This is a genomic window from Microbacterium ulmi, from assembly GCF_011759705.1.
Lineage (GTDB): Bacteria > Actinomycetota > Actinomycetes > Actinomycetales > Microbacteriaceae > Microbacterium > Microbacterium ulmi.
On record NZ_JAAOZF010000001.1, the window covers coordinates 1,222,802 to 1,248,633 of the forward strand.

General features: G+C 69.3%; 32 protein-coding genes. 8 read left to right on the forward strand and 24 right to left on the reverse strand.

Translation table 11 applies throughout. From position 1 onward, the window contains the following. Positions 1-4 precede the first annotated feature (4 nt). The 7 genes from FHS08_RS05870 to FHS08_RS05900 form a co-directional block, all read right to left on the reverse strand. On the reverse strand, positions 5-373 hold the full coding sequence (locus FHS08_RS05870; RefSeq protein WP_167036582.1) for a DoxX family protein: 369 nt from the start codon (positions 371-373) through the stop codon (positions 5-7). Between the two features lie 13 nt (positions 374-386). Next, positions 387-1,082, reverse strand: a complete 696-nt coding sequence (locus FHS08_RS05875; protein WP_167036585.1) for an NADPH-dependent F420 reductase — start codon at positions 1,080-1,082, stop codon at positions 387-389. Then, positions 1,079-2,206, reverse strand: coding sequence for an LLM class flavin-dependent oxidoreductase (locus tag FHS08_RS05880; RefSeq protein WP_243847231.1), 1,128 nt, complete (start codon positions 2,204-2,206; stop codon positions 1,079-1,081). The genes FHS08_RS05875 and FHS08_RS05880 overlap by 4 nt, the downstream gene beginning before the upstream one ends. Continuing rightward, positions 2,203-2,778 carry an NADPH-dependent FMN reductase gene (locus FHS08_RS05885; protein ID WP_167036588.1) on the reverse strand — a complete coding sequence of 192 codons (576 nt, stop codon included), beginning with the start codon at positions 2,776-2,778 and terminating at the stop codon, positions 2,203-2,205. Before FHS08_RS05885 ends, FHS08_RS05880 begins: the two co-directional genes overlap by 4 nt. Positions 2,779-2,799: 21 nt before the next feature. After that, positions 2,800-3,288 (reverse strand): MarR family winged helix-turn-helix transcriptional regulator, encoded by a 489-nt coding sequence (locus FHS08_RS05890; protein ID WP_167036591.1) that lies wholly within the window; start codon positions 3,286-3,288, stop codon positions 2,800-2,802. Between the two features lie 153 nt (positions 3,289-3,441). Beyond that, the gene (locus FHS08_RS05895) at positions 3,442-4,983 is read right to left on the reverse strand and encodes an MATE family efflux transporter (protein WP_167036595.1); all 1,542 of its coding nucleotides are present in this window, start codon (positions 4,981-4,983) and stop codon (positions 3,442-3,444) included. 145 nt (positions 4,984-5,128) lie between these two features. Next, a complete protein-coding gene (locus tag FHS08_RS05900) occupies positions 5,129-6,328 on the reverse strand; it encodes an MFS transporter (protein WP_167036599.1) in 1,200 nt (399 codons plus the stop codon). 83 nt (positions 6,329-6,411) lie between these two features. Between FHS08_RS05900 and FHS08_RS05905 the strand changes: the two genes are divergently transcribed. After that, entirely contained in the window at positions 6,412-6,753 is a 342-nt protein-coding gene (locus FHS08_RS05905) for an ArsR/SmtB family transcription factor (RefSeq protein WP_167036602.1), read from the forward strand. A 13-nt stretch (positions 6,754-6,766) separates the two neighbouring features. On the opposite strand, the gene FHS08_RS05910 is transcribed toward FHS08_RS05905, so the two are convergent. Both FHS08_RS05910 and FHS08_RS05915 read right to left on the reverse strand, forming a co-directional pair. Next, the gene (locus FHS08_RS05910) at positions 6,767-7,567 is read right to left on the reverse strand and encodes an alpha/beta fold hydrolase (RefSeq protein WP_167036605.1); all 801 of its coding nucleotides are present in this window, start codon (positions 7,565-7,567) and stop codon (positions 6,767-6,769) included. A 128-nt stretch (positions 7,568-7,695) separates the two neighbouring features. Next, a complete protein-coding gene (locus FHS08_RS05915; RefSeq protein WP_243847232.1) occupies positions 7,696-8,313 on the reverse strand; it encodes an RBBP9/YdeN family alpha/beta hydrolase in 618 nt (205 codons plus the stop codon). A gap of 56 nt (positions 8,314-8,369) precedes the next feature. On the opposite strand from FHS08_RS05915, the gene FHS08_RS05920 reads away from it, so the two are divergent. Then, on the forward strand, positions 8,370-8,819 hold the full coding sequence (locus FHS08_RS05920; RefSeq protein ID WP_167036608.1) for an Lrp/AsnC family transcriptional regulator: 450 nt from the start codon (positions 8,370-8,372) through the stop codon (positions 8,817-8,819). 123 nt (positions 8,820-8,942) lie between these two features. Here the strand turns inward: FHS08_RS05920 and FHS08_RS05925 are convergent, their stop codons facing one another. After that, positions 8,943-9,548, reverse strand: a complete 606-nt coding sequence (locus FHS08_RS05925; RefSeq protein WP_167036611.1) for an LUD domain-containing protein — start codon at positions 9,546-9,548, stop codon at positions 8,943-8,945. Between the two features lie 117 nt (positions 9,549-9,665). Here FHS08_RS05925 and FHS08_RS05930 point away from each other — a divergent pair, with 117 nt between their 5' ends. Further along, positions 9,666-10,247, forward strand: a complete 582-nt coding sequence (locus FHS08_RS05930) for a TetR/AcrR family transcriptional regulator (protein ID WP_167036614.1) — start codon at positions 9,666-9,668, stop codon at positions 10,245-10,247. Positions 10,248-10,333: 86 nt separating this feature from the next. Here FHS08_RS05930 and FHS08_RS05935 read toward each other — a convergent pair whose 3' ends face one another. The 7 genes from FHS08_RS05935 to FHS08_RS05965 all read right to left on the reverse strand — a co-directional run bounded on the left by FHS08_RS05935 (position 10,334) and on the right by FHS08_RS05965 (position 16,037). Beyond that, positions 10,334-11,113 carry a methyltransferase domain-containing protein gene (locus tag FHS08_RS05935; RefSeq protein ID WP_167036617.1) on the reverse strand — a complete coding sequence of 260 codons (780 nt, stop codon included), beginning with the start codon at positions 11,111-11,113 and terminating at the stop codon, positions 10,334-10,336. 1 nt (position 11,114) lies between these two features. Next, a complete protein-coding gene (locus tag FHS08_RS05940) occupies positions 11,115-11,684 on the reverse strand; it encodes a dihydrofolate reductase family protein (protein ID WP_167036620.1) in 570 nt (189 codons plus the stop codon). Between the two features lie 170 nt (positions 11,685-11,854). Continuing rightward, entirely contained in the window at positions 11,855-12,433 is a 579-nt protein-coding gene (locus FHS08_RS05945; protein ID WP_167036623.1) for a VanZ family protein, read from the reverse strand. 67 nt (positions 12,434-12,500) lie between these two features. After that, positions 12,501-13,124 carry a response regulator gene (locus FHS08_RS05950; protein ID WP_167036626.1) on the reverse strand — a complete coding sequence of 208 codons (624 nt, stop codon included), beginning with the start codon at positions 13,122-13,124 and terminating at the stop codon, positions 12,501-12,503. Beyond that, complete coding sequence (locus tag FHS08_RS05955; RefSeq protein WP_167036629.1) at positions 13,121-14,305, reverse strand: sensor histidine kinase; 1,185 nt, start codon at positions 14,303-14,305, stop codon at positions 13,121-13,123. Before FHS08_RS05955 ends, FHS08_RS05950 begins: the two co-directional genes overlap by 4 nt. 10 nt (positions 14,306-14,315) lie before the next feature. Beyond that, positions 14,316-15,083, reverse strand: a complete 768-nt coding sequence (locus tag FHS08_RS05960; RefSeq protein WP_170283228.1) for an ABC transporter permease — start codon at positions 15,081-15,083, stop codon at positions 14,316-14,318. A 3-nt stretch (positions 15,084-15,086) separates the two neighbouring features. Next, the gene (locus tag FHS08_RS05965) at positions 15,087-16,037 is read right to left on the reverse strand and encodes an ABC transporter ATP-binding protein (RefSeq protein ID WP_167036632.1); all 951 of its coding nucleotides are present in this window, start codon (positions 16,035-16,037) and stop codon (positions 15,087-15,089) included. A gap of 256 nt (positions 16,038-16,293) precedes the next feature. Here FHS08_RS05965 and FHS08_RS05970 point away from each other — a divergent pair, with 256 nt between their 5' ends. From FHS08_RS05970 to FHS08_RS05980, 3 genes are all read left to right on the forward strand, one after another. Next, positions 16,294-16,761 carry an SRPBCC family protein gene (locus FHS08_RS05970; RefSeq protein WP_243847233.1) on the forward strand — a complete coding sequence of 156 codons (468 nt, stop codon included), beginning with the start codon at positions 16,294-16,296 and terminating at the stop codon, positions 16,759-16,761. Continuing rightward, positions 16,758-17,078 carry an ArsR/SmtB family transcription factor gene (locus tag FHS08_RS05975; protein WP_167036637.1) on the forward strand — a complete coding sequence of 107 codons (321 nt, stop codon included), beginning with the start codon at positions 16,758-16,760 and terminating at the stop codon, positions 17,076-17,078. The genes FHS08_RS05970 and FHS08_RS05975 overlap by 4 nt, the downstream gene beginning before the upstream one ends. Before the next feature lie 75 nt (positions 17,079-17,153). Continuing rightward, complete coding sequence (locus FHS08_RS05980) at positions 17,154-17,549, forward strand: hypothetical protein (RefSeq protein WP_167036640.1); 396 nt, start codon at positions 17,154-17,156, stop codon at positions 17,547-17,549. Between the two features lie 211 nt (positions 17,550-17,760). On the opposite strand, the gene FHS08_RS05985 is transcribed toward FHS08_RS05980, so the two are convergent. Beyond that, complete coding sequence (locus FHS08_RS05985; protein WP_243847234.1) at positions 17,761-18,360, reverse strand: TetR/AcrR family transcriptional regulator; 600 nt, start codon at positions 18,358-18,360, stop codon at positions 17,761-17,763. 60 nt (positions 18,361-18,420) lie between these two features. On the opposite strand from FHS08_RS05985, the gene FHS08_RS05990 reads away from it, so the two are divergent. Beyond that, entirely contained in the window at positions 18,421-18,891 is a 471-nt protein-coding gene (locus tag FHS08_RS05990; RefSeq protein WP_167036647.1) for a cupin domain-containing protein, read from the forward strand. On the opposite strand, the gene FHS08_RS05995 is transcribed toward FHS08_RS05990, so the two are convergent. Then, positions 18,888-19,847 carry an oxidoreductase gene (locus FHS08_RS05995; RefSeq protein ID WP_167036650.1) on the reverse strand — a complete coding sequence of 320 codons (960 nt, stop codon included), beginning with the start codon at positions 19,845-19,847 and terminating at the stop codon, positions 18,888-18,890. The two genes, FHS08_RS05990 and FHS08_RS05995, sit on opposite strands and share 4 nt — an antisense overlap. A 101-nt stretch (positions 19,848-19,948) precedes the next feature. Here FHS08_RS05995 and FHS08_RS06000 point away from each other — a divergent pair, with 101 nt between their 5' ends. Further along, complete coding sequence (locus FHS08_RS06000) at positions 19,949-20,848, forward strand: helix-turn-helix transcriptional regulator (RefSeq protein WP_167036653.1); 900 nt, start codon at positions 19,949-19,951, stop codon at positions 20,846-20,848. A 92-nt stretch (positions 20,849-20,940) separates the two neighbouring features. On the opposite strand, the gene FHS08_RS06005 is transcribed toward FHS08_RS06000, so the two are convergent. The 5 genes from FHS08_RS06005 to mmsA all read right to left on the reverse strand — a co-directional run bounded on the left by FHS08_RS06005 (position 20,941) and on the right by mmsA (position 25,829). Next, a complete protein-coding gene (locus FHS08_RS06005; RefSeq protein WP_167036656.1) occupies positions 20,941-21,264 on the reverse strand; it encodes a hypothetical protein in 324 nt (107 codons plus the stop codon). A gap of 20 nt (positions 21,265-21,284) precedes the next feature. Then, entirely contained in the window at positions 21,285-21,698 is a 414-nt protein-coding gene (locus tag FHS08_RS16820; RefSeq protein ID WP_167036659.1) for a cupin domain-containing protein, read from the reverse strand. Between the two features lie 80 nt (positions 21,699-21,778). After that, the gene (locus tag FHS08_RS06015) at positions 21,779-22,894 is read right to left on the reverse strand and encodes a substrate-binding domain-containing protein (protein ID WP_167036662.1); all 1,116 of its coding nucleotides are present in this window, start codon (positions 22,892-22,894) and stop codon (positions 21,779-21,781) included. A gap of 80 nt (positions 22,895-22,974) precedes the next feature. Then, positions 22,975-24,282: a multiple monosaccharide ABC transporter permease gene (mmsB, locus tag FHS08_RS06020; RefSeq protein ID WP_167036665.1), complete on the reverse strand. Its 1,308-nt coding sequence runs from the start codon at positions 24,280-24,282 to the stop codon at positions 22,975-22,977. Continuing rightward, entirely contained in the window at positions 24,279-25,829 is a 1,551-nt protein-coding gene (gene mmsA / locus FHS08_RS06025) for a multiple monosaccharide ABC transporter ATP-binding protein (RefSeq protein ID WP_167036668.1), read from the reverse strand. The genes mmsB and mmsA overlap by 4 nt, the downstream gene beginning before the upstream one ends. Positions 25,830-25,832 lie beyond the last annotated feature (3 nt).

Genomic DNA, 25,832 nt, shown 5'->3' on the forward strand with positions numbered 1-25,832 from the left:
CGGCTCAGCCCAGCACGACGAGGAACCCGAGCACCGCGCTCACGATCGCGAGTGCGACGATCACGATGTTGACGATCCACGGCTCGTTGCGGCGCGCGTGCGTCGCGATCGCGCCGCTCTGGAGAACCGCGATGCCGATCGCCGCGATCGGCGTGAGGATCGGCGCGATGCCCGTGGCGAGCGGCAGCACGAGGCCGAGCGCCCCCAGGACCTCGGCCGTGCCGATGAGCTTGACGGCCGGAGCCGCGAAGTCGTCGACCCAGCCCTGCCCGAGCCGGGCGAGCGCCGCCTTCGGGCGGGCGAGCTTCATGCCGCCCGCCGCGAGGTTCACGAGGGCGAGCAGAGCGTTGACGATCCAGAGGGCGATCAGCATCGGGTTCTCCTGTCTATTGCTGTTGCGAGGTCTTGGCTGCGAGCGCGGCGGCCCGGCGCCGGCCTCGCTGCGAGTCGGGGAAGCGCTCGACCATCGCGCGCAGCTCGGCCACGTCGACATCGGCGCCGAACGGCTCCGTGCCCGGCTCGAGCCGCATGCCGTCTGCGAGCGCGCCGACCACGACGGGATCGAACCCGAGGTCGTCGACGACGGCGGCGACGGCCTCGAGGTCGTCCTCGCGGTCGCCTGCGATGCCGATCGCCTTGCGCCCGGGGGCGCCGGGCGGACGCGCTTCGTCCTCGAGGTCGTGATAGCCCATGTGGTTGAACGCCTTGACGACATGAGACGCCGGCAGGAAGTCCCGGACGAGCTCGCTGCTCGAGACGAGCGGGTCGGCGAACTCCCCGCGCAGCCCGTCGACCTCCCACCAGTAGTTCATGGCGTCGATCACGAGCTTGCCCGCGAGGGCGTCGGAGGGGACCGAGCGGTACTTGCCGAGCGGAAGCGCGAGGATCACGACGTCGGCGCGAGTCGCGGCATCCTGAGCCGTCGTCGCCTGTGCCCCCGGTGCGAGCACGTCGATCGTCAGCGCGATGCGCTTCGGATCGCCCGACCCCGCGATGAGCACCGGGTATCCCGCGGTCACGGCGAGCCGCGCCAGGACGATGCCGAGCTTGCCGGCGCCGAGCATTCCGAGGACGGGCTTCATGCGTGGACGGCCTTCCCGTCCGCCGTGATGCGCGCTGGCGGCAGTCCCGACTGCCCTCGCGCGTCGCCGTCCGCCGCGAGCAGCTCCCGCACGCGCGGTGCGACCTCATCGCCGAGGAGCCGGATGCTGCGCTCGCGCACCGCGCGCGGCATGTGCATGAGGTCGTACTTGAGGTCGAAGCGGCTCACGTGGTTGGCCCGCGCCACGAAGGCGATCTTCCGCGCGATCGTCTCGGGCGAGCCGACGAAGAGCGATCCCGTCTCGACCTCCTGCCGGTAGCGCTCCGGCGTGGGCGCGGGGAATCCGCGCTCGAGGCTCGCCTGATGGAAGACGGGCGCCCAGTAGCCCCAGTACAGCTCCCGCGCCTCGTCGTCGGTGTCGGCGACCATCCCGATCGAGTGCTGGCCGATGGGCAGCTCGGCATGCCCGAACTGCTGCAGCGCACGCAGGTAGAGCTCGGCGTGGCCGGCGAACCGCTCGGGACGCCCGCCGATGATCGCCATCATGAGCGGCAGGCCGTAGCGGGCGGCACGGACGACGGAGTCCGGGCTTCCGCCGATCCCGATCCACGTCGGGATGCCGCCCTCGGGCATCCGCGGGTGCAGACGGGTCTCGGTCAGGGCGCTGCGGTGCCTGCCCGACCACGTGACGGCATCCTCGCGCTGCAGACGCATGAACAGGTCGAGCTTCTCCTCGAAGAGCTCTTCGTACTCGGCGATGTCGTAGCCGAACAGCGGGAACGACTCGATCGCGGAGGCCCGTCCGAGCACGAGCTGCGTGCGCCCGTTCGAGAGCGCGTCGACCGTCGCGAACTCCTGATAGAGCCGGACGGGATCCTGCGTCGAGAGCACCGTGACCGACGTGCCGAGGCCGATCGTGCTCGTCGCCTGCGCGGCCGCGGCGAGGATGACGGGAGCGGCGGAGTCGTTGTGCCCGTCGCGGTAGTGCTCGCCGACGCTGAAGACGTCGAGGCCGACGGACTCGGCGAGCTGAGCCTCCTCGACGAGCAGACGCACGGTCTCGGCATCCGTCATGACGCGATCGCCGTCGAGGGCGTTCTCGCCGAACGAGTCGAGCCCGATCTCGAAGCGGGCGGGGTCGAGGCTCATGGTCTCTTCCGTCATCGTGTCGCCGTCGCGTCGCGGGCTGCCTGCACGCGGGCGATCAGGTCGCTGAACGCCTTGACGTAGCCGGCGAGGAACTCGCTCGTCGACTCGTTCGTCACTTCGCCGTCGTCGGTGATCAGGCCCGGCGTCGACTGGATGTATCCCTCTGGCTGGCCCAGCACGATCGCGTCGAGGTGCAGCAGGATCGCCTTGAGATGCTGCTGCGCGGCCGCCGTCGCGATCCCGCCGCCGGATGTGCCGATCACGGCGGTCGGCTTGCGGGCGAACGAGTTCTGCCCCCAGGGCCGTGCCGCCCAGTCGAGCGCGTTCTTGAGCGCGCCCGGGATCGAGCGGCTGTACTCCGGCGTCACGATCACGACGCCGTCGACGTCGGCAAGCGCCGTCTTGAAGTCCCTCGCGACCTGCGGATAGTCGGCGTCGAAGTCGCGGTTGTAGAGCGGGAGGTCGCCGATGGGGATCTCGACGAACTCTACGTCTGCCGGAGCGAGCCGGACGAGCGCTCTCGCGAGCCTGCGGTTGATGGAGGCCTTCGAGAGCGAGCCGACGATGTAGCCGATCCTCTGAGTCATTCGAGCTGTCCTTTCGTGGGGTCAGTCGTCTGCGACGACGGATGCCGGGGCGGTCATGAGCATGCGCCGGCAGACGTCGCGCAGCTCGGTCAGCTGTTCGCGATCGAGCCTCGACGTCATCTCGGCCGCGACGTGACGGGCGTGGGCCGCGCCCACGCGGTGCTGCACCGCCGCGCCCTCCTCGGTGAGCCGGATGCGGCTCGCCCGTCCGTCGTCGGGGTCTTCCTCACGGCACACGAGTCCGCGCTCCTCCATGCGCCGGATGAGCCGCGACAGGCCGGGCTGCGTGATGAGCACGTCGCCGGCGAGGTCGGTCATGCGCAGGCCGTCAGGCGCCGTCGACAGCGGGTAGAGCACGCTGTACTCGTTCTCGAGCAGGTCCTCCCACACGTCGCCGGCCTTCAGCTCGCGCACGATCGTCGTCGATGCGCGAAAGAGCGCCTCCCATGCCTCGTTCGCGAGACGCACGTCGATCGTCCGTGGACGGGCCTCGACACCTCTGCTCTGCATGGCCGGTGCAACATACATGACTGCGCATCTATTCCGCCTTCGAGCGAACCACCCTCGTCGATCAGCGTCGAGCGGTCTAGCGGTCGAGCGGTCGTGCGCTCGAGCGGTGCGGGGCTACTCGGTGCGGCGGCGCAGCCGGCGCGGCGTGCGGGGCTACTCCGTGCGGCGGCGCAGCCGCAGCCGGCGCGGCGTGCGGGGCTCGCGGCGACGCGTGGACCGCAGTCCGCGTCTCTTCTCGCGGCGGTCGACCTGCTCCGGCACGATCGGGATCGGCTGGGTCACGATGGCGTCGACGACCATCGAGCCGTCGGTCGGGCCGATGACGGCGATGGGGGTGGTCGGCGTCGCGAACTCGGGGGCGACCCGCATCCTCGCGAGCTCCCTGTGCGCGCGGATGTACGCGGGCACGAGGATGACGACGGCCCCGATCCACGCGAGCGGATTGCCCCAGATGACACCGGCGTAGCCGATGACGCCGCCGAGGACGATCGCGGCGCCCACGCGCATGACGAGCTCGACGATTCCCGTGACCGTCGGGATGAGCGCGTGCCCGAGTCCCTGCAGGGCACCGCGGACCACGAACAGGATGCCGAGCATCCAGTACAGCGACCCGTTGACGATGAGCATCTGGTGGGCCATGCCGACGACGCCGTCCGACCCCGTGCCGACGAAGAGCCGTACGAGCGAGCTGCCGAAGGCGATGAGCAGCGCGCCCAGCAGCAGGGACGCGGCGATCGCGATCCACGTGCCCTGCACGACGCCGCGGCGGATGCGATCGGGGCGTCGACCGCCGAGGTTCTGCGCCACGAACATCGAGACGGCGAGGCCGAGCGACTGCAGGAGGGCGACGGCGAGACCGTCGACGCGCGCCGCCGTCGTGTACGCCGCGACGGCGTCGGGACCGAGCGAGTTGAGCCGCACCTGCACCGACAGCGTGCCGATCGCGATGATCGACGCCTGGAAGCCCATCGGCAGGCCGAGACGCAGGTGCTCCGCGAGGTCGGCGCGCGTCACCCGCCAGTCGGCGCGGCGAAGGTGCAGCACGGGCACGCGTCGGCGCACGTACTCCAGGCACAGCAGCACCGAGGCCGCCTGCGAGACGACGGTCGCGAGCGCTGCGCCGCCCACGCCCCAGTCCAGGACGCCGACGATCAGGATGACGAGCCCGATGTTGAGCAGGCACGACAGCGTCAGGAAGACGAGCGGCGTGCGGGAGTCGCCGATCGCGCGGATGATCGCGGCGAGATAGTTGAAGAACATGACGGCGGACGCCCCGAGGAAGCTCACCTGCGCGAACGTCGTCGCCTGGCCGATCAGCCGTTCGGGTGTCTGCAGGAGGGCCAGGGCGGGTCCGGCCAGCAGCGGCGCGACGATCGTGAGCAGGACGCTCATGGCCCCCGTCAGCAGCGAGCCGGCCCCCACGGAGCGGCGCACGGCCGCGTGATCGCGAGCCCCGAACGCCTGCGCCGTCGGGATCGCGAATCCCGAGGTCATGCCCCACGCGAACCCGAGCAGGAGGAAGAGGAGGCTGCCCGTCGCGCCGACGGCGGCAAGCGCGTCGACGCCCAGGTGGCGACCCACCACGATCGCATCCGCGAACTGGTACAGCTGCTGCACGACGTTTCCGATGAGCAGCGGAACTGCGAAGACGAGGATGACGCGCCAGGGCGCGCCCGTGGTGAGGGACGTGGTCATGAGTGCTCTCGGACGAGATCGAGCGTTGTCAGACGGGTGTCTCCGTTGGCACCACCCTGCAATCGTATCGATTCGGCATTCTCGTCACGGGGATGCCCCGGGGGCAGTTCTTGCGCAATCCGGCCCCTCCGCCCCCAGGGTCTTTTCAGGCCTGACGCGCGCGCAGGACGGCGGCGGTCCCCGCGAGGACCACGACGACAGCACCGTAGCCGTACACCACCGGGCCGAGCCCCACGATCTGCACGAGCACCCCCGCGATCACGGCAGGCAGCCCGAACGCGACGTAGGACACGAGGAAGAGGACGGCGAAGACGTCGGCGCGCTGGTCGGCGGGGATGTGCGGCGCGAGCGAGCGGACCACCCCGAAGAACGCCGTGCCGAACCCCGAGCCGGCGACGACGACCGCAGCGAGGTAGCCGGGGAGAGAGCCCGCCGCCAGGGCGATGAGCATGAGCACCGTGCCGACGGCGAGTGCGGTCGTGCCGTAGATCGTGATGGTCCGGGCCGACCGACGGCGGATGAGGAAGGCGGCGAGCGACCCGGAACCCGCGAGGAGCCCGACCGACAGCCCCTGCCACACGTGCGCGACACCGCCGAGCTCGGTGTGCACGATGGTCGCCCCGAGCGAGAGGAACAGGCCGCCGGTCGCCCAGCCCGCGAAGATCGCGGGGACGCTGCGGAGGAACTGCGGGCGCATCACGCGCGGGACGCCGACCCGGAAGCGGAGCGACGCGAGAGCGCCCGGTCGACGCGGAGCCGTCTCGGGCGCGAGCCAGACGAGAGCGGCCAGGAGGAGGTAGAGCGCGGTGAGCGGGGCGAAGACGTCGGCGAACGCGTCGCTCGCGGCATCCAGGAGCACGCCCGCGACGAGTGCGCCCAGCGCGAGCCCCGCCATGGGCGCGACAGCGTTCCACACCGCGGCCGACCCGGGCCTCGACGCCGGCTCGAGATCGGCGATCGCCGCAGAGACCGACGAGAGCAGCAGTCCGCTCGCGACGCCCTGGAGAAGCCGCGCGACGACGAGCAGAGTCGTCGAGTCCGCGTTCCAGAAGACGAAGACACTCGCTGCGAGGAGCACGAGCCCGACGCTTGCGACGGGGCGGCGTCCGACGTGGTCGGACAGCGAGCCCGCCGTGAGCAGCGTCGCCAGCAGTGCGAGCGCGTAGACGGCGAACACCGTCGTCGTGACGGCGGCGTCGAAGCCGATCCTGGCGGCGAGCACGGGGTAGAACGGCGAGGGGGCGCTCGCTCCCGCCATCATCGCGGTCAGGCTGACGATCGCGAGAGCGAACCCGTAGCTCGCGCCGCGAGTCGTCGACGCGGTGGCGGATGTGAGTGCCGTCATGGTTGCCTCCTCAAATGGTTCGAACTTCTTCGAACGGTCAGAGGTTACGCGACATCCCGAGAATGTTCAACTATTATCGAACCATGAGCAGTCCGACAGACCTCCCGCACCCGGAGCGGTCGGAGATCGCGCTCACGGACGTCCTCTTCGCGCTGAGCGATCCCGAGCGGCTCGCGATCGCCCAGCAGCTCGTCGACGGACCGCTCGACATGGCCGCGTGCCACCTCAGCGACCCGACGATCCCCAAGTCGACGAAGTCGCACCTCATGAAGGTGCTGCGCGAGGCCGGCGTCATCCGCAGCGAGGCCAGCGGTCGCGGCCGGCGACTGTCGCTGCGGCGCGACGACCTCGACGCCCGCTTCCCCGGCGTGCTCGACGCCGTGCTCGGAGCCGCCGGGCCCGTGCCGGTGACGCGCGAGGGCTGACCCCGCTCGCTGCTCAGCTCGGTGCCGCGAGGAACTCGAGCGCCGCCGCGCGGAAGTGCCGCGAGCCCGGCGCGTTGAAGTGGTGCCGGCCCGGGATCTCGACGAACGCGCCCTGCGGGCACGCGGCCGCCAGCGCACGGGAGCCTTCGATGATGGCGTCCTCCGTCCCGGTCGCGAACAGGACCGGCTGCGTCGGCGCGTCCGCGGGGTCGGGATCCTCGTCGGCGAGCCGCATGCCGTCTGCGAGCGCGAGGAGCGACAGGATGTCGTTGCCCGGCACGCGCTCGACGAGCTTCACATAGCTGCGGGTGTCGGCATCCTCCACGGGCGTCCCGTGTTCCGCGTACGCGCGCGCCTGGGCGATCTTCAGTCTCGTGAGCGGCTTGCCGTCGGGGATGCCGCCGAGCACCGCGCGCTCGACGCGGTCGCCGAGGTCGAGCGCGACCTGCCACCCGACGCGGGCGCCGAGCGAGTAGCCGACGTAGAAGACCCGACCGACGAGGTAGGTGTCGAGCACGGTCTCGACGTCGCGCACGAACGCCCGAAGGCGGTAGTCACGCGGATCGTGGGGCTTGTCGCTCGCGCCGTGGCCGCGCTGGTCGAGCGCGAGCACGCGGTAGCCCGCACGGGTCAGGTCGCGCACCCAGCCGGTGCTGACCCAGTTGTCGCGCGTGCTCGACGCGAAGCCGTGCACGCACAGGACGGTGGGCGCGGCGTCGTCGCCCCAGCTGTACGTGGCGATGCGCAGGCCCTCGGGCGACATCACGTATTGGGCCGGGGGCAGCTGCGTCAGCTCGGCGATCGGCGCCGTCATACGTTCCATTGTCGTCCCGGGCGCCGACGGCCGGCGCTCAGCACGGACCGACCGTCGTGCGACCCGTGCGGTGCGCGCCGACGGCGCGCCCGCCCACCGGGTGGCGGGATGCCACGGTCGGCCGACCCTCAGGATTCGTCCCGCTGCGCTCGACGGCGGCATCCCGCCACGAAGGCGGTGAGCAGACGTCTGCCTTCCGACCAGTCCTGGATGCCGCTTGCCTCGTTGAGATGTCCCTGCGGTCCGACGTCGACGAGTCGCGCGCCCCAGCCCGCCGCGAGCTCTGCGGCGACTGCGGGGGTGCAATACGGATCGTTGACCGAGCCGATCACGACCGCTGGCACAGGCAGGGGTGCGACCACCGCGGTGAAGGTGGCGGCGGCCGCCGGGAACGTGGGGGCTGCACGATCAGGCGCGGCGACGAGGAACGCGCCGAGCGGGAGACGCTCCTTCGCCCGCTCGCTCTGCAGCCAGCGGGCGACCGCGAGGCAACCGAGACTGTGTGCCACGATGACGGTATCGGTCGTCATCGATCGATCGATGGCGTCCAGCCAATCGTCGAGACGTGGCTCATCCCACGACAGGGGCGCGATGCGGTCCGCGCGGGAGAGATGATCGGCCTGCCACCGACTCTGCCAGTGCCCCGCACCCGATCCGCCGATGCCCGGCACCATGAGATACCGGACCTCTGAATCATTCTTCTCCGCATGCTCCACGTATGGTTCCATGGACACATGGAACTCCAATCTGGCAGCACCGCAACCGCTTGCTGATGATCCATAAGCAAGAAGAGCGACCTGCGATGAGTTCGCTCGACGCGACGGACCGCGCGATCCTCCAGATCCTGCGACGAGAAGGACGCCTCGGAGGCGCGGAGGTGGGCCGCCGCGTGAACCTGTCGCAGCCGGCGGCGTCCGCGCGCATCCGTCGCCTCGAGCAGGACGGTGTCATCACCGGCTACTCCGCCCACGTAGACCCGGGCGCGCTCGGTTTGACGATCCATGCCGTCGCGAGACTGCGGACGACGCAGGCCAACATCGCGCCTGCTCTCGAGCTCTTCTCCACCGTTGCGGAGATCACCCGGATCTATCGGCTCACCGGTGAGGACTGCTTCCTGCTCGACCTGCACGTCGCCGACGCCCGGCGCCTCGAGACGATCGTGGATGCCGTCGCCCGATTCGGCCCGGTCACGACGTCGCTCGTCCTGCGCGAGTACGACTCTCCCTCGGCGCCGTCGTTCACGGCCCTCTGAGGACGGGCGACACGGCTCACCGAGTGGTCATGGCGCGGTCCCGCTCCGTGGCGGGGCGACGTCTCCCGCGATGATCCGGACTGCGACGTCCGTCGTTCGCCCCTTGCCGAGTCCGCGACCCGGTCAGTATCCGATGACCTGACGGATCAGGACCAGGTGGATGCGGCCGGGCATCTCTCCATAGATCTCGAGCGTCTTGCCCAGGCGACTGTTCTGCCCGTAGGCCTCCTGCGCCCGCACGTTCTCCAACGGAAGGCTGTGCTCGCGCACCCGTCGGCGTGCGGTTTCGAGGTCCGGCACGACCTTGTGCAGCCCCGCGACCAGGACGACCCGGTCGGCTCCCCAGGCCACGGTCGCGAACTGGCTGCCGGATGCCGACCCGATCAAGAGCTCGCCGTCCTGCGTGATGGCGTGCACGCTGCCGAGCGCGTAGTCCGGGGCTGCGGCGATCTCCTTCATCTGACGACTGGCGAAGTTCTGAGCCGTCATCTGCAGGCGCACCGACTCGTACGGCCCGCCTGGTGCGTCGACCTCGGCCGAGATGCCGGCTTCGTCGAGCGTGATCGACGTGTTCTTCCACACCCTGGCGCCGTGCGGGATGCGGGCGAGCACCGCCTCACGCGCGGCTGCGAGATCGTCCACGACCTCCACCGTGAACCCGCGGGCCTCGAGGGCGGTCACGGTCGTGGCGATGGTTCGCTCATCGGGCAGGACATCGAACTGGGACATGCGTCTTCTCGTTTCTCGGAGTCTAAGCGGACTCTACCCCGCTTCTAAAGCGTACGTTACCCCGGTTATGCTGAGATGCAAAGCCGAGCGAGTCATGACCGCGGAGAGGGGAACGCCATGAACACGGAGCGCGCCGATGCTGCCCGGAACCGGATCGCGCTCATCGCGACCGCGAGAGAGATGCTCACCGACGTCGGCATCGACAAGATCACGATGGACGCCCTTGCCGAGCGTTCCGGTCTCGGCAAGGGGACGGTCTTCCGCCGGTTCGGGACGCGGTCGGGCATCTTCATGGCCCTGCTCGGCGAAGGCGAGCGAGACTTCCAGGAGCGTGTGCAGTCGGGCCCGCCACCGCTCGGCCCGGGCGCCGAGCCCTTGGACCGGCTCATCGCCTTCGGGCGCGCGCGCCTCCGATTCCTCCAGGAGAACCGCGACATCGCCCGTGCCGCGTTCGACGGGCGCGCGACCGTCCCTTTCGGTCCTCCGACCACGATGACTCAGCGGCACGTGCGGATGCTGCTGCACCATATGGGGATCGGCGGCGGCGACCTCGACATCCTCGCGATGCAGCTCACGGCGGCACTGGACGTCCCCCCGCTTCTCTACACCCCGCCCGACGACGGGGCGCGCAACGAGCAGGCGTTCGAGGACCGACTTGCCCGCGGCTGGGAGGACCTCGTCCGCCGGCTCATCGGCTGACGCCGGCAGGAGGTGCGGCGGGCCAGGCACGTCGCCGATGCCGCCCACGCACCGCTGACCCAGCTGCGGGTTCGACCGTCGGACCCTCAGCTGCCCGGGTGCCCGATGACCACCCTCAGGGAGCCGTCGAACTCCGGGCTCGTACGCAGGTGCCCCCAACGCGCGTCCCACATCCCGTTCGCCAGGTCGTCGGCGAGCTCACGCGTGAAACGGTCCTCCACCTCTTCGCCCACGAAGCTCCACGCCGAGTTCGCGAGGCGAGCACCGGGGTCCAGGAGCGCTTCCGGGCGGCCGTAGTATGCCTCGCCGAACCCATCCGTGCAGTCCAGCGGAATGGGGATGCGCACGGTCTCCACCCTTCCGCCGAGACCGTCCGCGATCCGGGCGATCGTCGGATAGCGGGCGGCTTCCGTGGCGACGACCTCGGGGGCGTATTGGGCGAGCCAGAACCGATCCAGCGAGTCCGGGTCGCACGTGAGGATGACGACTCGTCCTCTGGTGACCCGGCGCATCTCACGCAGACCCGCTTCGAGGTCCGCCCACTGGTGGACGGTGAAGGATGCGAGTGCGGCGTCGAATGTCCCGTCCGGGAACGGCAGGGCCTCGGCAGTCGCGTCCACTGCCGGCGCGAGCATGGGCGGGCGCTGGGCACGCATCGACGCACTCGGCTCGACGGCGGTCACGTCGCGATCGACCGGCTCGTACGACCCCGCGCCCGCACCGACGTTCACGATCGTCTGCGCGTCGCCGAAGGCGCTCAGCACGGCAGCGAGGATCCGCGGGTCGGGTTGGCGGTAGGTCGTGTACCCGCGGCCGATAGCGCCGTAGTCGGCGTCGCCGGCACTTCCATCCGCTGTCCGCGTCACGTCAGGCCGTTGCCCGCGTGGGCCGGTAACGCAGGGCGACCGCACCCGATCGGAACTCGTGGCGATCCACGAGCTCGAGCTGGATGCGCTCGCGGAGCCCTGCGAGCAACGTCGGCCCGTGTCCGGCGAGCACCGGCTGCACGAGGAACTCGTACTCGTCGATCAGTCCCAGGTCCGCCAGCCCCAGGGGGAGCGTGACTCCGCCCACCCACAGGCCCTCGCCCGACTCCTGTTTGAGCATCCGAACCGCTTGCCCCACGTCGCCCCGCACGAGCTCGGCATTCCAATCGGCCCCGCGCAGCGTGGTCGACACGACGTACTTCTTCGCCCGATCGATGGTCTCGGCGAACGGGATCTCCCACTCGTCCATCCAGTCGGGCCACGATCCCGTTGCGGGCCGCCGCCACGCCGACTCCATCATCTCGTAGGTCACCCGGCCGAACAGCAGGGCATCGGCTCGCGCCATCTCGGCCGTCCAGTAGCGCATCGACTCCTCGTCCGGCGGGAGCCCGGCCTCGTGATGGCAGCAGCCGTCGAGCGTGACGTTGATCGAGTATCGCAGTGGTCTCATCTCGTTGCCCTCCCTCGAGGACCTGTGGTGTGGTGATGTCGAGTCATGCCCTCTGCACCGAGGCGTCGGCGGCGTCGAGCGCGGACGGGATCGACTCGAAGCTTACGAGCTGGCCGTCCGCGACGGTGCGGTCTCCGTCGCCTGGTGCATGATCCCCCGGCAGCCGGGTGCTAGTGCGTCGAGGTCGTGCGCTCCACGACGACGTCTCGTTGCGGACCGTAGTTCAGGGGAGACGCGACGAACGCGACCGCGGCGACGAGAGCGAGTGCCGCGACGATCACGCACACGCGGGCCATGATGCGCGGGGTGCGCTCACCCGCCGCTCGACGTACGGCGACGAACACCACCCACCCGATGAGTGCGCCCGCGGTGTTGACGATGAGGTCGGTGGTGTCGAAGCTGCCCGTCGAGATGAGGTGCTGCACCGTCTCGAGCACGAGGCTCGCGCCGAGCGCGGCCATGCCCGCCCTCCACCACGACCAGGCCGGCGCGAGCGTTCCGACGAACAGGCCGAACGGCACGAAGAGCACGAGGTTGATCACCATCTCGGCCGGCGCGTTCGCGTCCGCGTCCCCGCTCGGCACGAACGGCACGAGTTTGAGAGGTCGGGCCAGGCCCGCGGCGTCGCCGATCCATGGCACCTCGAGCTTCCACAGCACCACCCAGGCCAGCAGTGCGAGGTAGATCGCGAACGCGAGGATCACGATCGCGCGACGGCGGCGTGCCGGGTGTCTGGTCGAAGAAGTCACAGGGCATCTTCTCGCGAGTGCCTCTGGAACACCCGAACCGGCGCCCCGGATCCACGGTGCTCGCGGGTCAGATCCAGCCCTTGTCCTGAGCGATCCTGACCGCGTGCGCACGGTTCGAGGCACCCACCTTGCCGATCGCCGACGACAGATTGTTCCGCACGGTCCCGGCCGACAGGTACACCTCGGCGGCTATAGCCGCGGCACTGCGCCCGTCGGCGGCAAGCCGCAGGATCTGCCGCTCACGATCGGTGAGCGGGTTGGCGCCCTCGAACAGGCTCGCCTGTGCGAGCGCGGAATCGACCACGCGCAGCCCCGCGTGCACGCGCCGCACGGCTTCGGCGAGCTGTTCGGCCGGCGCATCCTTGACGACGAAGCCGCTGGCTCCCGCCTCGAGCGCCGCCCGCACGTAGCCGGGCCGCGCAAACGTGGTCACGATCAGCACGCGGGTGCCGGGGCTCGTCGCGCGCATGGCCTTGGTCGCCTCGATGCCGTCGGTGCCGGGCATCTGGATGTCCATCAGGCACACGTCCGGAGCGGACTCGGCCACCACCCGCACCGCCTCGTCGCCGTCGCCCGCGCTGCCGACGACCTGCATGTCGGGCTCGAGGTCGAGCAGCGCGGACAGGGCGCCGCGCAGCATCGCCTGATCGTCGACGATCACGAGGCGGATCGGCTGGGCCGCCCCGGTCACCAGGTCACCTCCACCCGCGTGCCGCCCTCGGTGCCTGCTGCGACGGTCAGCGTCGCTCCGGCGGTCGTCGCCCGCTCCCGCATGCCGCGCACTCCGTTGCCCTCGGCGCCGGCTGTTCCGACGCCGTCGTCGATGACCACGAGGCTGCCGGGGGCGATGCGAACCGTCACCGTGCGAGCGGCGGCGTGGCGCAAGACGTTCGTCGTCGCCTCGCGAAGGATCCAGCTCGCCGTCAGCGACTGCGCCGGCGACAGCGCCTGGACCTCGCCCTCGACGCTCACGACGATGCCGGCCGCCTGCAGCGCCGCTCGGCAGCTTCCGAGCTGCTCGGCCAGACTCGCGCTGCGCACCCCGGCGACGGTCTCGCGCACACCGGCGATCGCGTCGGCCGTGAGCGCCTCGATGTCAGCCAGTTCCGCCTTCGCCCTCTCGGGATCGCTGTCCATGAGGCGCCGCGCGAGCTGGGCCTTCATGCGCACCACCGTCAGCGTGTGCCCGACGAGGTCGTGCACGTCGCGCGCCACCGCTTCGCGCCCCTCGCTCGTGGCCAGCTCGAGCCCCAGTCGCTCCGCCTCGGCCGACCGGATGATGAGCCAGGTGGACACTGTGTTGACCACGCCCAGAAGGGCGACGATGGCGAGGATCGAGAGGTACGTGAGGCCGCCGGGTGTGAGGAACACCACCGCAGCGGTGACGATGATCGCGCCCGCCAGCGTGAGCCAGTGCGCCGTCCGGGTGAGCCCGTAGGACGCGAACGACATGATGAAGGGCACGAAGCTCAACGCGCTCCCGCCCACGGCGGGGATCGTCACGACGGCGCACACGATCATCAGCGCGAACGCGACCCACTGGATCGGCTTGGGCGCGGTCGTCAGTCCCCCTCCCGAGTAGGACATGCCGTTGATGAAGCCGGCGACGTAGATCACGACGAAGGCTGCCAGTCCGACCCAGCCGGCGATGATCCATCCGATCGCGGCATCCGAGCGCAGCAGCGCCACGAGGGGATAGCCCAGGAAGACCATCCAGATGGCGGCCATGACCCAGCCGTACCGTTGCCACGCCGATCCCGCGCCACGGCGGTGACCGCTGCCGCTCCCGCGTGGCGCCCACGCCGCGGGCGGGGCGCCGACGGGCGAAGCGATCGCCGCTTCGCCCGCATCCGATGCCGCGTCATCGGTCATGGCCTCGACCCTATCGGCGCGCACGCGACCGCTTGACACCGACGATGACGAGCATCGCGAACACGACCAGCCAGACTGCCACGTTCAGCAGCAGCGCCCACATCTGATCGGTCTGCCCGGTCGTGAGCGTCCCCTCGGTGAGCGGCCAGCGGCTCAGCGCGACGAACCCGTACAGCGGGGTGAACCGGGCGATGTCGAGCATCACCCCGTCCAGCGGCATGAAGACGTTGCCGAAGAACGCGAAGAAGGTCATCGAGATGGATGCCAAGGCCGCCGCCGTATCGGAGTTGAAGAACAGTCCCACGCCCAGCCCATAGAGCCCGAACATGAGCCCGAGTCCGAGCATGATCCCCCCAGAGGCGAACCACCGCCACGCATCGGTGGCCTCTGCTCCGGTCGCCAGGCCCGCGGCGAACACCGCGGCCACGGCCAGCGCCGCGAACGAGACGGCGGTCACCAGCTTGGTGGCTGCGTAGCCCGCGGTGGTGAGGGGTGTCATCGCGAGCTGCCGGCCCCAGCCCTGCTTCGCCTCGACCGCGGCCAGCGACGCGATCGAGCTCATCGCCACCGCCGTGCCGTAGGCGGCCATCGACACCATGACGTAGAACGAGACGTTGCCGTTGCCGGCCGGCAGCGAGCCGTAGCCCATGCTCGCCCCGAACAGCAGGTACATCGCGACGGGCATGCCGAGGGTGAACGCGAGCGTGTACGGGTTGCGGATCTGCCGCAGGGCCTCCACGCGCAGCATGGTGGGCGAGATCATCGACGGGTTCGACATGGGTCAGTCCTCCGTGAGGGTGGTGAAGGCGGTTTCGAGGGTGGGTGCCATGACTTCCAGATCGTGTGCTCCCGCGTGGAGCAGGGCCGACGCCACGGCATCCGAGTCGGTCGTGTGCAGGCTGATGCGTCCGGCGTCCACGCGCAGGTCGGCGACGCCGCCGGTCGCCGTCAGTCGGCGGACGAGATCGGCCGCGCCGGATGCAGGCAGGGTGGCGGCGACCGCCCGCGCACCGAGGCTGGCACGCAGCTCGGCGGTCGGGGCATCGGCCACGATCCGCCCGCGGTGCATCACGACCGTGCGACGGGCGAACTGCTCGGCCTCTTCGAGGTAGTGGGTGGCGAACAGGATCGTGCGGCCGGCATCGGCATCCGCGCGCATCACGTCCCAGAAGCGGCGCCGGGCGGTGACGTCCATGCCGGCGGTCGGTTCGTCGAGCACGAGGATGTCGGGGTCGGCGACGAGGGCCAGCGCGAACTTGACGCGCTGCTGCTCGCCGCCGGAGCACTTCGAGATGCGCCGGCCGGCGAGGTGGTCGAGCTGGGTTCTTCTGAGCACCGCCGGAACCCGGGACAGTGCGTCACGCCCGTGCAGCGACGCGATGACCTCGACGGTCTCGCGGACCGTGAGGTCGGAGAGCAGCCCGCCGGTCTGCAGCACCGCCCCGATCGCTCCGGCGGCAGCTGCCTTCGCCGGCGGCGCGCCGAGCACAGCCACCGTTCCCGAGCTCGGCTCCGCGAGCCCGAGCAGCATGTCGAGGGTGGTGGTCTTGCCGGCGCCGTTCGGGCCGAGGAGGGCGACGACCTCGCCGCGGCCGATGCGCAGGTCGACGCCGTCGACGGCCTTGACGGTGTGCTCCCCTGCGCCGAAGTGGCGGCGCAGGTCGACGAGCGCGATGACGTCGTCGGCGGCGACGACGGTGCGGGGGGCGAGGGTGTCCGTTTCGGTGTGCATGGGTCCAGCCTCGCCGTCTGCGGCGAGCGCCTCCGGAGGCCTTCGTCACGGAGATGACATGACATCAGTCATGTCGGGTCCCGCCGGGTGTGCGCCGCTTGCCCGCGAGAACCGCCGTCTTCGCGTGGACCCTGCGACTGCCGCAGGTTCCCGCTCGAGATGAATGTGTGGTGACGCAACTCTGCGGTTGCATCAATCTTCGGACTGTGCAACCCTGTGGTTGCAGCAACTTATCGGAAGGACGAGAATCATGAGCATGACCACGAACGATCCTGCGGTCGTCGACGGCGACGCGTTCACGGTGCGCCGCACCATCACGATCGCCGCGCGGCCCGAGAAGGTCTGGGCCGCGATCACGGAGGCCGAGCACATCGCCCGATGGTTTCCGCAGGCGGCCGTCCTCGACGAGGTCGCCGTCGGCGCGAGCGGAACCTTCATCTTCGACGGCTACGGCGCGTTCCCGGTGCGGATCGAGGAGCTCGACCCGCCGCACGTCATCGCCTACCGCTGGGGCAGCGACAATTCGCACGCGGTCCCGATCGACCCCGAGCGCTCGACCGTGTTCCGGTTCACGCTCGAGCCCGTCGACGGCGGAACCCGGCTGACGGTCGTCGAGTCCGGCTTCGAGACCCTCGCCGACCCGCGCTCCAGCATGGAGGGCAACCGTGGCGGATGGGATGCCGAGCTCGACGAGCTCGTCGCGTACCTCGAGGGCGGCTCATGACGAGCAGTCTCGTCGCGGTGTTCGCCGCCCTCGGCGACGAGACGCGGTGGAGCATCCTGGCGGCACTCGGCGAGGGCGACGCATCGGCGTCCGCCCTCGCCGGGCGCCTGCCCGTCACGAGGCAGGCGATCGCAAAGCATCTCGCCGTGCTCGAGGAGGTGGGACTCGTCGAGTCCACTCGCACGGGCCGTGAAGTGCCCTACCGCGTGCTCGGTGCGCAGCTCAGTGCGACGGCCGATCGTCTCGACCGCGTCGGCGCCGAGTGGGATCGCCGTCTGGCAGCGATCAAGCAGATCGCCGAGGACCTCGAGAGCTGAAGTCGCGCGCGCAGGACTGCCGACGAAGGTCCGCCGCGCGAGGACGCGCGGCAGCGGACAAGTACGGTGGGGCCCGTGCCCTTCGCGCTCGCGCTCACTGTCATCCTCGTCGGTCTGGCCGTGTTCCAGCTCGCCCTCGTCTTCGGCGCCCCTCTCGGGCGCTTCGCGTGGGGTGGCCGGACCCGCGTGCTTCCCGTGGGCCTGCGCATCGGCAGCGCCGCGTCGATCGTGATCTATGCGCTGATCGCCGTCATCGCATGGGATCGCGCCGGGGCGATCGACGTGTTCCCTGAGCCGTTCTCCGAAGTCGTGATGTGGGTGGTCTTCTCCTACTTCGTGCTCGGCATCCCGCTGAACGCGATCTCGCGCAGCAAGCCGGAGCGATACACGATGGTGCCCGTGTCGATCGCCCTGGCCGTGCTGTCGTTCCTGATCGCGATGGGCTACGGGGCGCTCGCGCTCGCGATCTGAGGCGAAGTGCCCTCAGCGCACGAGCGGCCCCATGCCGCCGCGATCAGGATGACTCCTCCCGCATCCATCGGACGGTCAGACAAGCCCGCCAGGTCCACCCCCTGCCGCTCGATGCCCGGTACGAACGCGAGGGCGACCAACGTGATCGCCGTGGCGACGGTCGCCCGTGCGGCGCATCCGGAGCTGGGTGGCAGGGTCTGGACCAGCACGCTCACGCCGGTGGTGGCGTCTCGACTGCGTGCGCGAGGAGCGCGTCGACCATCCAGCGCTGGATGGCACCGACATCGTCGGGCCCGAGGCCAGCCACATCCGTGAGCCATACGCGCGTCTCGATTCCGCATGCGGCGCGGAGCGCCAAGGCGAGCCGGCGCGTGCTTTCGCTCCCGAGTTCTTCGGCGAGCGGTGTGAGCGCCTCCACGAACCACGGGATGACGCGACCTTGTCTCAGTGGCAGCTCATGCGCAACCGTGCCGAGCGACAGGCGCAGCATCGCGCGCTGCTGCAATTCCGTCTCCCGGACTCGGTCGATGACGAAGTCCGCGACGAGCGCCACGCGCTCCTCCACGCCGGATGGCGGCGGGTCGGGAAGCGCGGATGACAGGGTCGTCTCCGGATAGGCGGCCGCGAGGAGTTCGGTCTGCGAAGTGAAGTAGCGGTAGGCCGTCGTCCGTGAGATCCCGGCGGCCTCCGCGACATCCTCGATCCGCGGAGTCTCGCCGGTCATGATGAGTTCCCGCGCGGCCGCGATCAGCTGATCGCGGGTGCGCTTCTTCTGCCGTGCCCGGCCCGACTCGAGGTAACCCGTTGACATGGGATTCATGGTATGCCATTCTCATTACGGGATTGGAATCCCACGAAGTTGGAGGTCAAGATGTCTCAGCAGGCGATGAACGTTGCCGTGATCCGGCGTGCCGGCGAGGGCGAGCAGCAGTGGTTCTTCGGCGGGGGAGTCTTCACGTGGAAGCTGAGCGACGCCGACGGCGACATCCACCTCATCCAGGTCGACATGGTCCAAGGCAAGTGGACGCCCGTCCACACGCACCCTGTGTCGGAATCGATGTGGGTGCTCGAGGGGCAGATCCGCTACCGAGTCCTCGATGACGACCACGAGCTCGGACCTGGCGACTTCGTCATGGTCCCGGCGGGGGTGCCGCACGCCTTCCTCGTGGAGAGTGCAACGGCGAAAGTGCTCAGCATCCAGCCGACGTGCGAATGCGAACCGTTCTACCGCGGAGCGTGCGAGCCCTTGGAGGGGTCGGCATGTGTCGTCGACTTCGACCGGATCGCCAGGAGCGCACAAGAGAACGGCGGGATCAGGATCGTCGCGCCACCACCGTTCTAGTCGCGAGACTCGCCGCTGAGTCGCGCGATCGAGGAGAGGTACGTGACGCCGGTGAGTGCTTCGGCGACGCTCCAGAGCTGTCGTGCCGCCACCGGGTCGGATGCGGTGCGCGAGGCGCGCACCGCCGTGACGTCGCCGCGTCGCTCGCCGCGGCCGTCCGGTCCGAAGAACTGCCCGCTCTGCACGCCTCGCGCGGTGGCCGCGTACAGCTGTGGGAGGGCCCCCCGTTCCGTGGGCTGCGTCGCGACGAGCGAGAACAGCCGTCCCATCGTCCGGCCGACGACGCCGCGGTCCTCCCACGCGTGCTCGATGAAGCTCGAGCGGGCAAGGCCGGGATGCGCCAGCACGCTGCCGACGGGAGAGCCCGCGGCCCGCAGCCGGCGGTCTAGCTCGATGCCGAACGTCGTCGTGGCGAGCTTGGACGCGCCGTAGGCGTGCATGGGGCTGAAGCTGCGCTCGAGCTGGAGGTCGTCGAAGTCGAGCCGTTCCCTCTTGTGCGTGATCGAGCTGAGCGAGACGACGCGCGGATCCGCGCCGCGCGAGAGCGTCGGCAGAAGGAGTCCGGTGAGTGCGAAGTGGCCGAGCAGGTTCGTGCCCAGGTGGAACTCGTACCCGTCCACGGTCGTCCGGCGCGGTCCGAGGTTCTGGGCGCCGGCGTTGTTGACGAGCAGATCGATGCTCTCGCGCTCGTCGGCGATCTGCGCCGCGAAGTCGCGCACCGAGGCAAGCGAAGCGAGGTCGATCGCGCGCACGACGAGCTCGGATCGCGGAGCCAGCTCGCGGACCGCGCGTGCGGCGTCTTCGCCGGCGGCGGTGTTGCGGACGGCGAGGACGACGCTCGCCCCGTGTCGGGCGAGCTCGGTCGCCGTCACCAGGCCGAGACCCGAGTTCGCACCGGTCACGATGGCCGTGCGGCCGGTCTGGTCGGGGATGTCTGCGGCGCTCCATGCGGTCATGGCTACGACGCTAGGCAGTGCGGACCGGATGCTGAGCGTCCTGCCATTCCTCGGTCTCACAGGGCCACCCTGACCGAACCACGGCGGAGGAGAATCGACCCATGAGCTCCGACCTCTCCGCCGCGCGTCAACTGGGCATCTTCCTGCGCTCGCGGCGGGAGAAGACCAGGCCGGAGGACCTCGGGCTGGAGCCCGGCCCCCGGCGCAAAGTCGACGGACTGCGTCGCGAAGAGGTCGCAGCGCTCGCCGGACTCAGCACCGACTACTACCAGCGCCTCGAGCAGGGCAGGAACGTGCGTCCGTCGGAGGCGGTCCTCGACTCGATCGCCGACGCGCTCGACCTGGACGACGTCGAGCGCCGTCATGTCATGCAGCTTGCACGGGTGGCGCGGCGTCCCGCTCCGAAGACCCGCCGCACCCCGGACCGCGTGCCCAAGAACGCCAGGCTGCTGCTGGATGCGACGGCGCTGCCGGCCGTGATCGTCAGCCGGCACCTCGACCTGCTCGCGTGGAACGCGGCCGCCGTCGCCCTCCTCGGCGACCCGATGGAGGTCCCGCCGAGCGAGCGCAACGTCTTGTTCGCGGTGCTTCGCGACGAGGAGTCGCACGTGCGGTTCGCAGATTGCGAAGCGGTCGCTCGCGATTACATCGGGATGCTGCGCGCCGCCGTCGCCCACGATCCAGACCATCCCCGGGCCATCGCGGTCGTCGGCGCGCTGAGCGTGCGCAGCGCCGTGTTCCGCCGGCTCTGGGCCCGCAACGAGGTGCGCGAGAGCGTCCACGGCGCCAAGACCATCCGGCATCCGCGCGTGGGCGAGATCGCCGTGGAGTGGGACGCCTACCCGCTCTTGGGGATGACGGGACCGATCTTGATCGTCTTCGCACCGCAGCCGGGGCACGAGGATCGTCTGCGGCTTCTCGGCAGCCTCGCGGCAAGCGACGCGACCGCTGCCAGCCCCGTCCAGGCGGCGCTGCCGCTTGCGCTCAGGATTCCACGGTGAATGGCCGATTCCTCATCTGAGGTATCGGACTGCTGCGCCCCGGTTCGCTGACACCTCTTCACCTTCGGCATGCTCCTCATCGATTCGAGATGTCAGCAGCCTCCACCCGACCCGGAGCGCAAACAGAGTGTCGTGATGAACAGGTCCAACGGCTCCTCGCCCACGCGGACCAGAACCCGAGAGTCGAGCCCGATCGTGACCGCAGTCCCAGGAGTGAGGGCACGACGAGTGTCGCCGGTCTCGACCTCACCCGCCCCGGTGATGACGAACAGTGCGTACTCCTCGACGTCCGCGCTGAACTCGACGCTCGAGCCCGCTTGGATGGTGCGGCGCTCGAGACGCCGCCACTGACCGTCGAAATAGGGGGTCGGGTCGAGGCTTTCCCCGGCGTCGATCCGACCGACGTGACCTGCCATGTCTGTTGCCTCCCGGCCTTTTAGTTCTGAGCCTGCAGCGGCTCGTCCGTGGTGCGCCGCGCGGGAAGCACGTCCGTGATCGCGGGCGGAAGCACTTCGATCACGATGTATTCGAGTCGCTCACTGCCGGTGTTGTGCGCGGCGTGACTGCTGTTGAGCGGGGTGATCACGATCGACCCCGCCGAGACGTCATGGCTTTCGCCGTCGAGGACGATGGTGCCCGTGCCGCGGAGGAAGTACCAGATCTCCTCGGTGTGCGTGTGCGTGTGCAGGCCGGCGCGCCCGTCCGGCTCAAGAGCGACCCACTCGAAACCGTCCCAGTTCCCTTCCAGGTGCGACCCGGTTGCCAGCCGCACCCACTGCAGCACTCCGGATCCTCCATGCACGCCCAGCACTTCACTCGCGTTGTCGACGTGCCCGATGACGACTGACACCTGCGGTCTCCTCTCTGGATGCCGTCTCCCAGGGGCTGCGCAGGACAGCTGTGCTCCTCCGCAGCCCCCGGACGGGTTCCCTACTCGGTCGCCTCTGCGACGGCCTTGCTCAGGGACGGGTTGTCCTTGAACGCTTCGGCCGCGTTCTTCGCGGTGACCAGCGTGGAGGTCACGAGGACCGCCGGGACGACCTTTACGCCGTTGTCGCTGTTGTCAGGGTCGTCGGTGACCGCGACCGGATCCTCGCCGGCCGCGAGTGCGCTGATGACCTTGACCGCCTCGATCGCCTCCTGACGATTGTCCTTGTACACCGTGGAGTACTGCGTCCCGTCCAGGATCAGCGGCACGGACGCCACGTCGCCGTCCTGCCCGGTCACGATCTGCCCGCTCAGACCCCCTTGCTGGAGCGCGGTGATGATCGCGCGAGCGAGTGTGTCGTTGGGCGAGAGGACCCCGTCCAGCTCGGTCCCGCTCTCATACGTGCTGGTGATCAGGTTGGCCATCCGCTGCTGCGCCTTCTGCGCCAGCCAGCCTTCGGTGTTGACCTGCTGGAACGAGGTCTGCCCGGACAGCACGACCAGCTCACCGGAGTCGATCAGCGGCTGCAGGACACTCATCGCACCGTTGAAGAACACCGTGGCGTTGTTGTCGGTCGCACCGCCCGCGAACAGCTCGATGTTCCACGGGCCTTCCTGCTTCTTCGACTTCAGCCCCTCCAGCAGCGACTGCGCCTGCTGCTCGCCCACCACGAAGTTGTTGAAGCTGACGTAGTAGTCCACGTCCTGCGTGTTCAGCAGCAGTCGATCCCAGGCGATGATGGTCACCCCGGCGTCCTTGGCCTGCTTCAGCTGGGCACCCATCTGTGCGCTGTCCTGTGCGGCGATCGCGATCACCTTGATGCCCTTGGTGATCATGCCCTGCAGGGCGCTCTGCTGATCCGGGACGGGGTTCGAGTTGGCGGCGTAGTGAATGTCGGCCTTGAAGCCTGCCTCGGCGAGAGCCTCGTTCCAGTAGGTCTCGAAGTTGGCGACGTTCTCAGACGTCTTGGTGGGCAGAATGACCCCGACCGTGTCGCCCTTCTGGATGACCGTGTCTTCTGCGCCCGACCCGGAGTCGCTGTTCCGCGACGAGCAGCCGGCCAGCGCGCCCGCGAGAAGCACTGCGGCCAGACCGGCGGCAAGGAGTTTCTTGCGCATTGTGTGGTTTCCTTACTGTTGTGTGAGTGCAGGCGCGATCTTCGGCGATCGCGCCTCGGCCCCGCTGAGCTGAGGTCCAGTCAGCTCAGCGGGAGCTTCTCTCGCTCGGGCCGAGCATCCAGCTGCTCAGTCATGGCGATCTGTTCTTCGGTGGGACTGCTGGACTTGCGTCGCAGCCCGTCCAGGATCAGACCTGTCAGCGACGGACGGCCCTGGGTCTTGTTGTAGACGTCGAAGGCGACCGCGAGCAGCAGCACCAGGCCGCGGATGATGGACACGATGTTCGTGTCGATGCCCAGCAGCGAGAGACCATTGGCAAGGAACGCCATCACGAACGCACCGATGATCGAGGCGGGGACGGTCCCCACGCCGCCGAAGATCGCTGCACCGCCGACGAACACGGCCGCGATCGCGTCCAACTCCCATCCGGTCCCATCGGACGGCCCGGACGCGTTGGAGTATCCGACGAACACCATCCCCGCCACCGCCGCCAGGACGGACATGTTCATCATCACGAGGAAGTTGACCCGTCGGGCGTTGACGCCCGACAGCACGGCTGCGTTCGAGTTGCCGCCGACCGCGTAGATCTGGCGGCCGAACACGGTGCGGCGGGTGACGAAGGTGTAGAGGACGATCAGGATGCCGGCGATGATCCCGACGACGGGGAAGCTCGTGCCCGGTCGGCCGCCGGCGAACAGCAGCGTCGCGTAGATGGTCAGCGCCGCCAGGGCAGCGACCTTCGTCACCGAGATCCACACCGGCTGCGGGTCGGCGCCCATCCTCTTGCGACGACGCCGCCCACCCAGCTCCTGGAGGACGATCGCGAGCACGACGAGCCCGCCCAGCACCAGGGTGGGGTTGTTGTAGCCGGTGTCCGGACCCACCTCCGGCAGGAACCCGTCTCCGATCCAATTGAAGGATGCGGGCGTGGGGGTGGCGGTGGAGTTGCCCACGATCTGATTCGCGCCGCGGAAGATGAGCATCCCGGCCAGGGTGACGATGAACGCCGGCACCCCGACATACGCGACCCAGAAGCCCTGCCACGCGCCCGCGAGTGCGCCGATGCCCAGGCCGAGGAGCATCGCCGCCCACGCCGGCCACTGCCACGACGCCATCGACTGGGCGACGACGATGCCGACGAACGCGGCGATCGATCCAACCGACAGGTCGATATGGCCGGCGATGATGACCATCACCATCCCGACGGCGAGGATCAGGATGTACGAGTACTGCTGGACCACGTTGATCACATTGGTCGGGGCCAGCGTCAGCCCATCCGTCCAGATCTGGAAGACGACGATGATCACGGCCAACGCGATGATCATGCTGAACTGGCTGACGCCGCGGCCGCCGGTGAATTCACGGAGCGCGGTGGAGAACTTGCTCATGCTGCGGTGCCCACCTTTCGGGTAGAGGTCATGCTCACCATCAGCGCCTCGGGTGTGGCACTGTCGACGTCGAACTCGTTCGTGATCTGGCCCTCGAAGATCGTGTAGATGCGGTCGGACAACCCCAGCAGTTCGGGCAGCTCCGAGGAGATCAGGACGATGCCGGTTCCGGCCGCGGCAAGCTCATGGATGATCCGGTAGATCTCGTACTTCGCGCCGACGTCGATACCGCGCGTGGGCTCGTCCAGGATGAGGATCTCCGGGTCGGTGAACATCCACTTCGACAGCACGACCTTCTGCTGATTGCCGCCGGAGAGCTTGCTGACCCCTTCATCGACCGACGCGGTCCTGGTGCCCAGGGCGACCCGGTACTCCTCGGCGATCTGCCGCTCCCTGTCCTCGTCGACAACACCGAACGAGGACACCTTGTCCAAGCGAGCGGAGACCGTCGCCCGCCGGACGGTGTCCAGCAGGTTCAGTCCGAGACCCTTGCGATCCTCACTCACGTAGGCCAGCCCGTGCTTGACCGCCTGCCGAACGTTGCGGGCCCTGATCGGCGTGCCGTTCTTGAACAGCTCACCGTGCAGGTAGGTGCCGTAGGAGCGGCCGAAGACGCTCATCGCCAGCTCGGTGCGGCCGGCGCCCATCAGACCGGCAAGGCCCACGATCTCGCCGCGCCGCACATGGAGGGACTCGTTCTTGCAGACGAGCCGGGTCGGATCGAGGGGATGCTGCACGGTCCAGCTCCGGATTTCGAAGAGGGTCTCTCCGATGGTGGCGGTCTTGGGCGGGAATCGGTTCTCCAGGGAACGGCCGACCATGCCCCGGATGATGCGGTCCTCGTCGATCACCCCGTCGGTGACGTTCAGCGTCTCGATCGATCGGCCATCACGGAGCACTGTGATGGCGTCGGCGACCTGTTCGATCTCGTTGAGCTTGTGGGAGATCATGATCGACGTGACGCCGCGGCCTTTCAGCCCGACGATGAGATCGAGCAGGTGCTGCGACTCGCTCTCGTTCAACGCAGCGGTCGGCTCGTCGAGGATGAGCAGCTTCACGGACTTGTGCAGCGCCTTGGCGATCTCCACGAGCTGCTGCTTGCCGACGCCGATCGACGTGATGAGCGTGTCCGGGTCGTCGTCGAGACCGACTCGGGCCAGCAGCTCTCGCACCTGGCGCTGCGCGGCGACCCAGTCGATCACCCCGAAGCGGGCGGTCTCATTGCCGAGCAGGATGTTCTCGGTGATCGACAGCTCCGGGATCAGCGCGAGCTCCTGATGGATGATCGCGATCCCCGCCGCCTCGCTCTGCCGGACGTTCGCGAACCGCATCTGCTCGGACTGGTAGACGATGTCGCCGCTGTAGGTGCCGTGCGGGTACACCCCGGAGAGCACCTTCATCAGAGTCGACTTGCCTGCACCGTTCTCGCCGCAGATCGCATGGATCTCCCCGGCGCGTACCTTCAGCTCCACGTCGGAGAGCGCCTTCACCCCGGGGAAGGTCTTGGTGATCGACCGCATCTCCAGGATGTACGGGCGTGAGGTCATCTC

Excerpts from the sequence above, each read along its gene's own strand:
- FHS08_RS05870 (WP_167036582.1), bottom strand. The coding sequence starts at position 373 with ATGCTGATCGCCCTCTGGATCGTCAACGCTCTGCTCGCCCTCGTGAAC.
- FHS08_RS05875 (WP_167036585.1), bottom strand. The coding sequence starts at position 1,082 with ATGAAGCCCGTCCTCGGAATGCTCGGCGCCGGCAAGCTCGGCATCGTC.
- FHS08_RS05880 (WP_243847231.1), bottom strand. The coding sequence starts at position 2,206 with ATGACGGAAGAGACCATGAGCCTCGACCCCGCCCGCTTCGAGATCGGG.
- FHS08_RS05885 (WP_167036588.1), bottom strand. The coding sequence starts at position 2,778 with ATGACTCAGAGGATCGGCTACATCGTCGGCTCGCTCTCGAAGGCCTCC.
- FHS08_RS05890 (WP_167036591.1), bottom strand. The coding sequence starts at position 3,288 with ATGCAGAGCAGAGGTGTCGAGGCCCGTCCACGGACGATCGACGTGCGT.
- FHS08_RS05895 (WP_167036595.1), bottom strand. The coding sequence starts at position 4,983 with ATGACCACGTCCCTCACCACGGGCGCGCCCTGGCGCGTCATCCTCGTC.
- FHS08_RS05900 (WP_167036599.1), bottom strand. The coding sequence starts at position 6,328 with ATGACGGCACTCACATCCGCCACCGCGTCGACGACTCGCGGCGCGAGC.
- FHS08_RS05905 (WP_167036602.1), top strand. The coding sequence starts at position 6,412 with ATGAGCAGTCCGACAGACCTCCCGCACCCGGAGCGGTCGGAGATCGCG.
- FHS08_RS05910 (WP_167036605.1), bottom strand. The coding sequence starts at position 7,567 with ATGACGGCGCCGATCGCCGAGCTGACGCAGCTGCCCCCGGCCCAATAC.
- FHS08_RS05920 (WP_167036608.1), top strand. The coding sequence starts at position 8,370 with ATGAGTTCGCTCGACGCGACGGACCGCGCGATCCTCCAGATCCTGCGA.
- FHS08_RS05925 (WP_167036611.1), bottom strand. The coding sequence starts at position 9,548 with ATGTCCCAGTTCGATGTCCTGCCCGATGAGCGAACCATCGCCACGACC.
- FHS08_RS05930 (WP_167036614.1), top strand. The coding sequence starts at position 9,666 with ATGAACACGGAGCGCGCCGATGCTGCCCGGAACCGGATCGCGCTCATC.
- FHS08_RS05940 (WP_167036620.1), bottom strand. The coding sequence starts at position 11,684 with ATGAGACCACTGCGATACTCGATCAACGTCACGCTCGACGGCTGCTGC.
- FHS08_RS05955 (WP_167036629.1), bottom strand. The coding sequence starts at position 14,305 with ATGACCGATGACGCGGCATCGGATGCGGGCGAAGCGGCGATCGCTTCG.
- FHS08_RS05960 (WP_170283228.1), bottom strand. The coding sequence starts at position 15,083 with ATGTCGAACCCGTCGATGATCTCGCCCACCATGCTGCGCGTGGAGGCC.
- FHS08_RS05965 (WP_167036632.1), bottom strand. The coding sequence starts at position 16,037 with ATGCACACCGAAACGGACACCCTCGCCCCCCGCACCGTCGTCGCCGCC.
- FHS08_RS05970 (WP_243847233.1), top strand. The coding sequence starts at position 16,294 with ATGACCACGAACGATCCTGCGGTCGTCGACGGCGACGCGTTCACGGTG.
- FHS08_RS05975 (WP_167036637.1), top strand. The coding sequence starts at position 16,758 with ATGACGAGCAGTCTCGTCGCGGTGTTCGCCGCCCTCGGCGACGAGACG.
- FHS08_RS05985 (WP_243847234.1), bottom strand. The coding sequence starts at position 18,360 with ATGTCAACGGGTTACCTCGAGTCGGGCCGGGCACGGCAGAAGAAGCGC.
- FHS08_RS05990 (WP_167036647.1), top strand. The coding sequence starts at position 18,421 with ATGTCTCAGCAGGCGATGAACGTTGCCGTGATCCGGCGTGCCGGCGAG.
- FHS08_RS05995 (WP_167036650.1), bottom strand. The coding sequence starts at position 19,847 with ATGACCGCATGGAGCGCCGCAGACATCCCCGACCAGACCGGCCGCACG.
- FHS08_RS06000 (WP_167036653.1), top strand. The coding sequence starts at position 19,949 with ATGAGCTCCGACCTCTCCGCCGCGCGTCAACTGGGCATCTTCCTGCGC.
- FHS08_RS06005 (WP_167036656.1), bottom strand. The coding sequence starts at position 21,264 with ATGGCAGGTCACGTCGGTCGGATCGACGCCGGGGAAAGCCTCGACCCG.
- FHS08_RS06015 (WP_167036662.1), bottom strand. The coding sequence starts at position 22,894 with ATGCGCAAGAAACTCCTTGCCGCCGGTCTGGCCGCAGTGCTTCTCGCG.
- mmsB (WP_167036665.1), bottom strand. The coding sequence starts at position 24,282 with ATGAGCAAGTTCTCCACCGCGCTCCGTGAATTCACCGGCGGCCGCGGC.
- mmsA (WP_167036668.1), bottom strand. The coding sequence starts at position 25,829 with ATGACCTCACGCCCGTACATCCTGGAGATGCGGTCGATCACCAAGACC.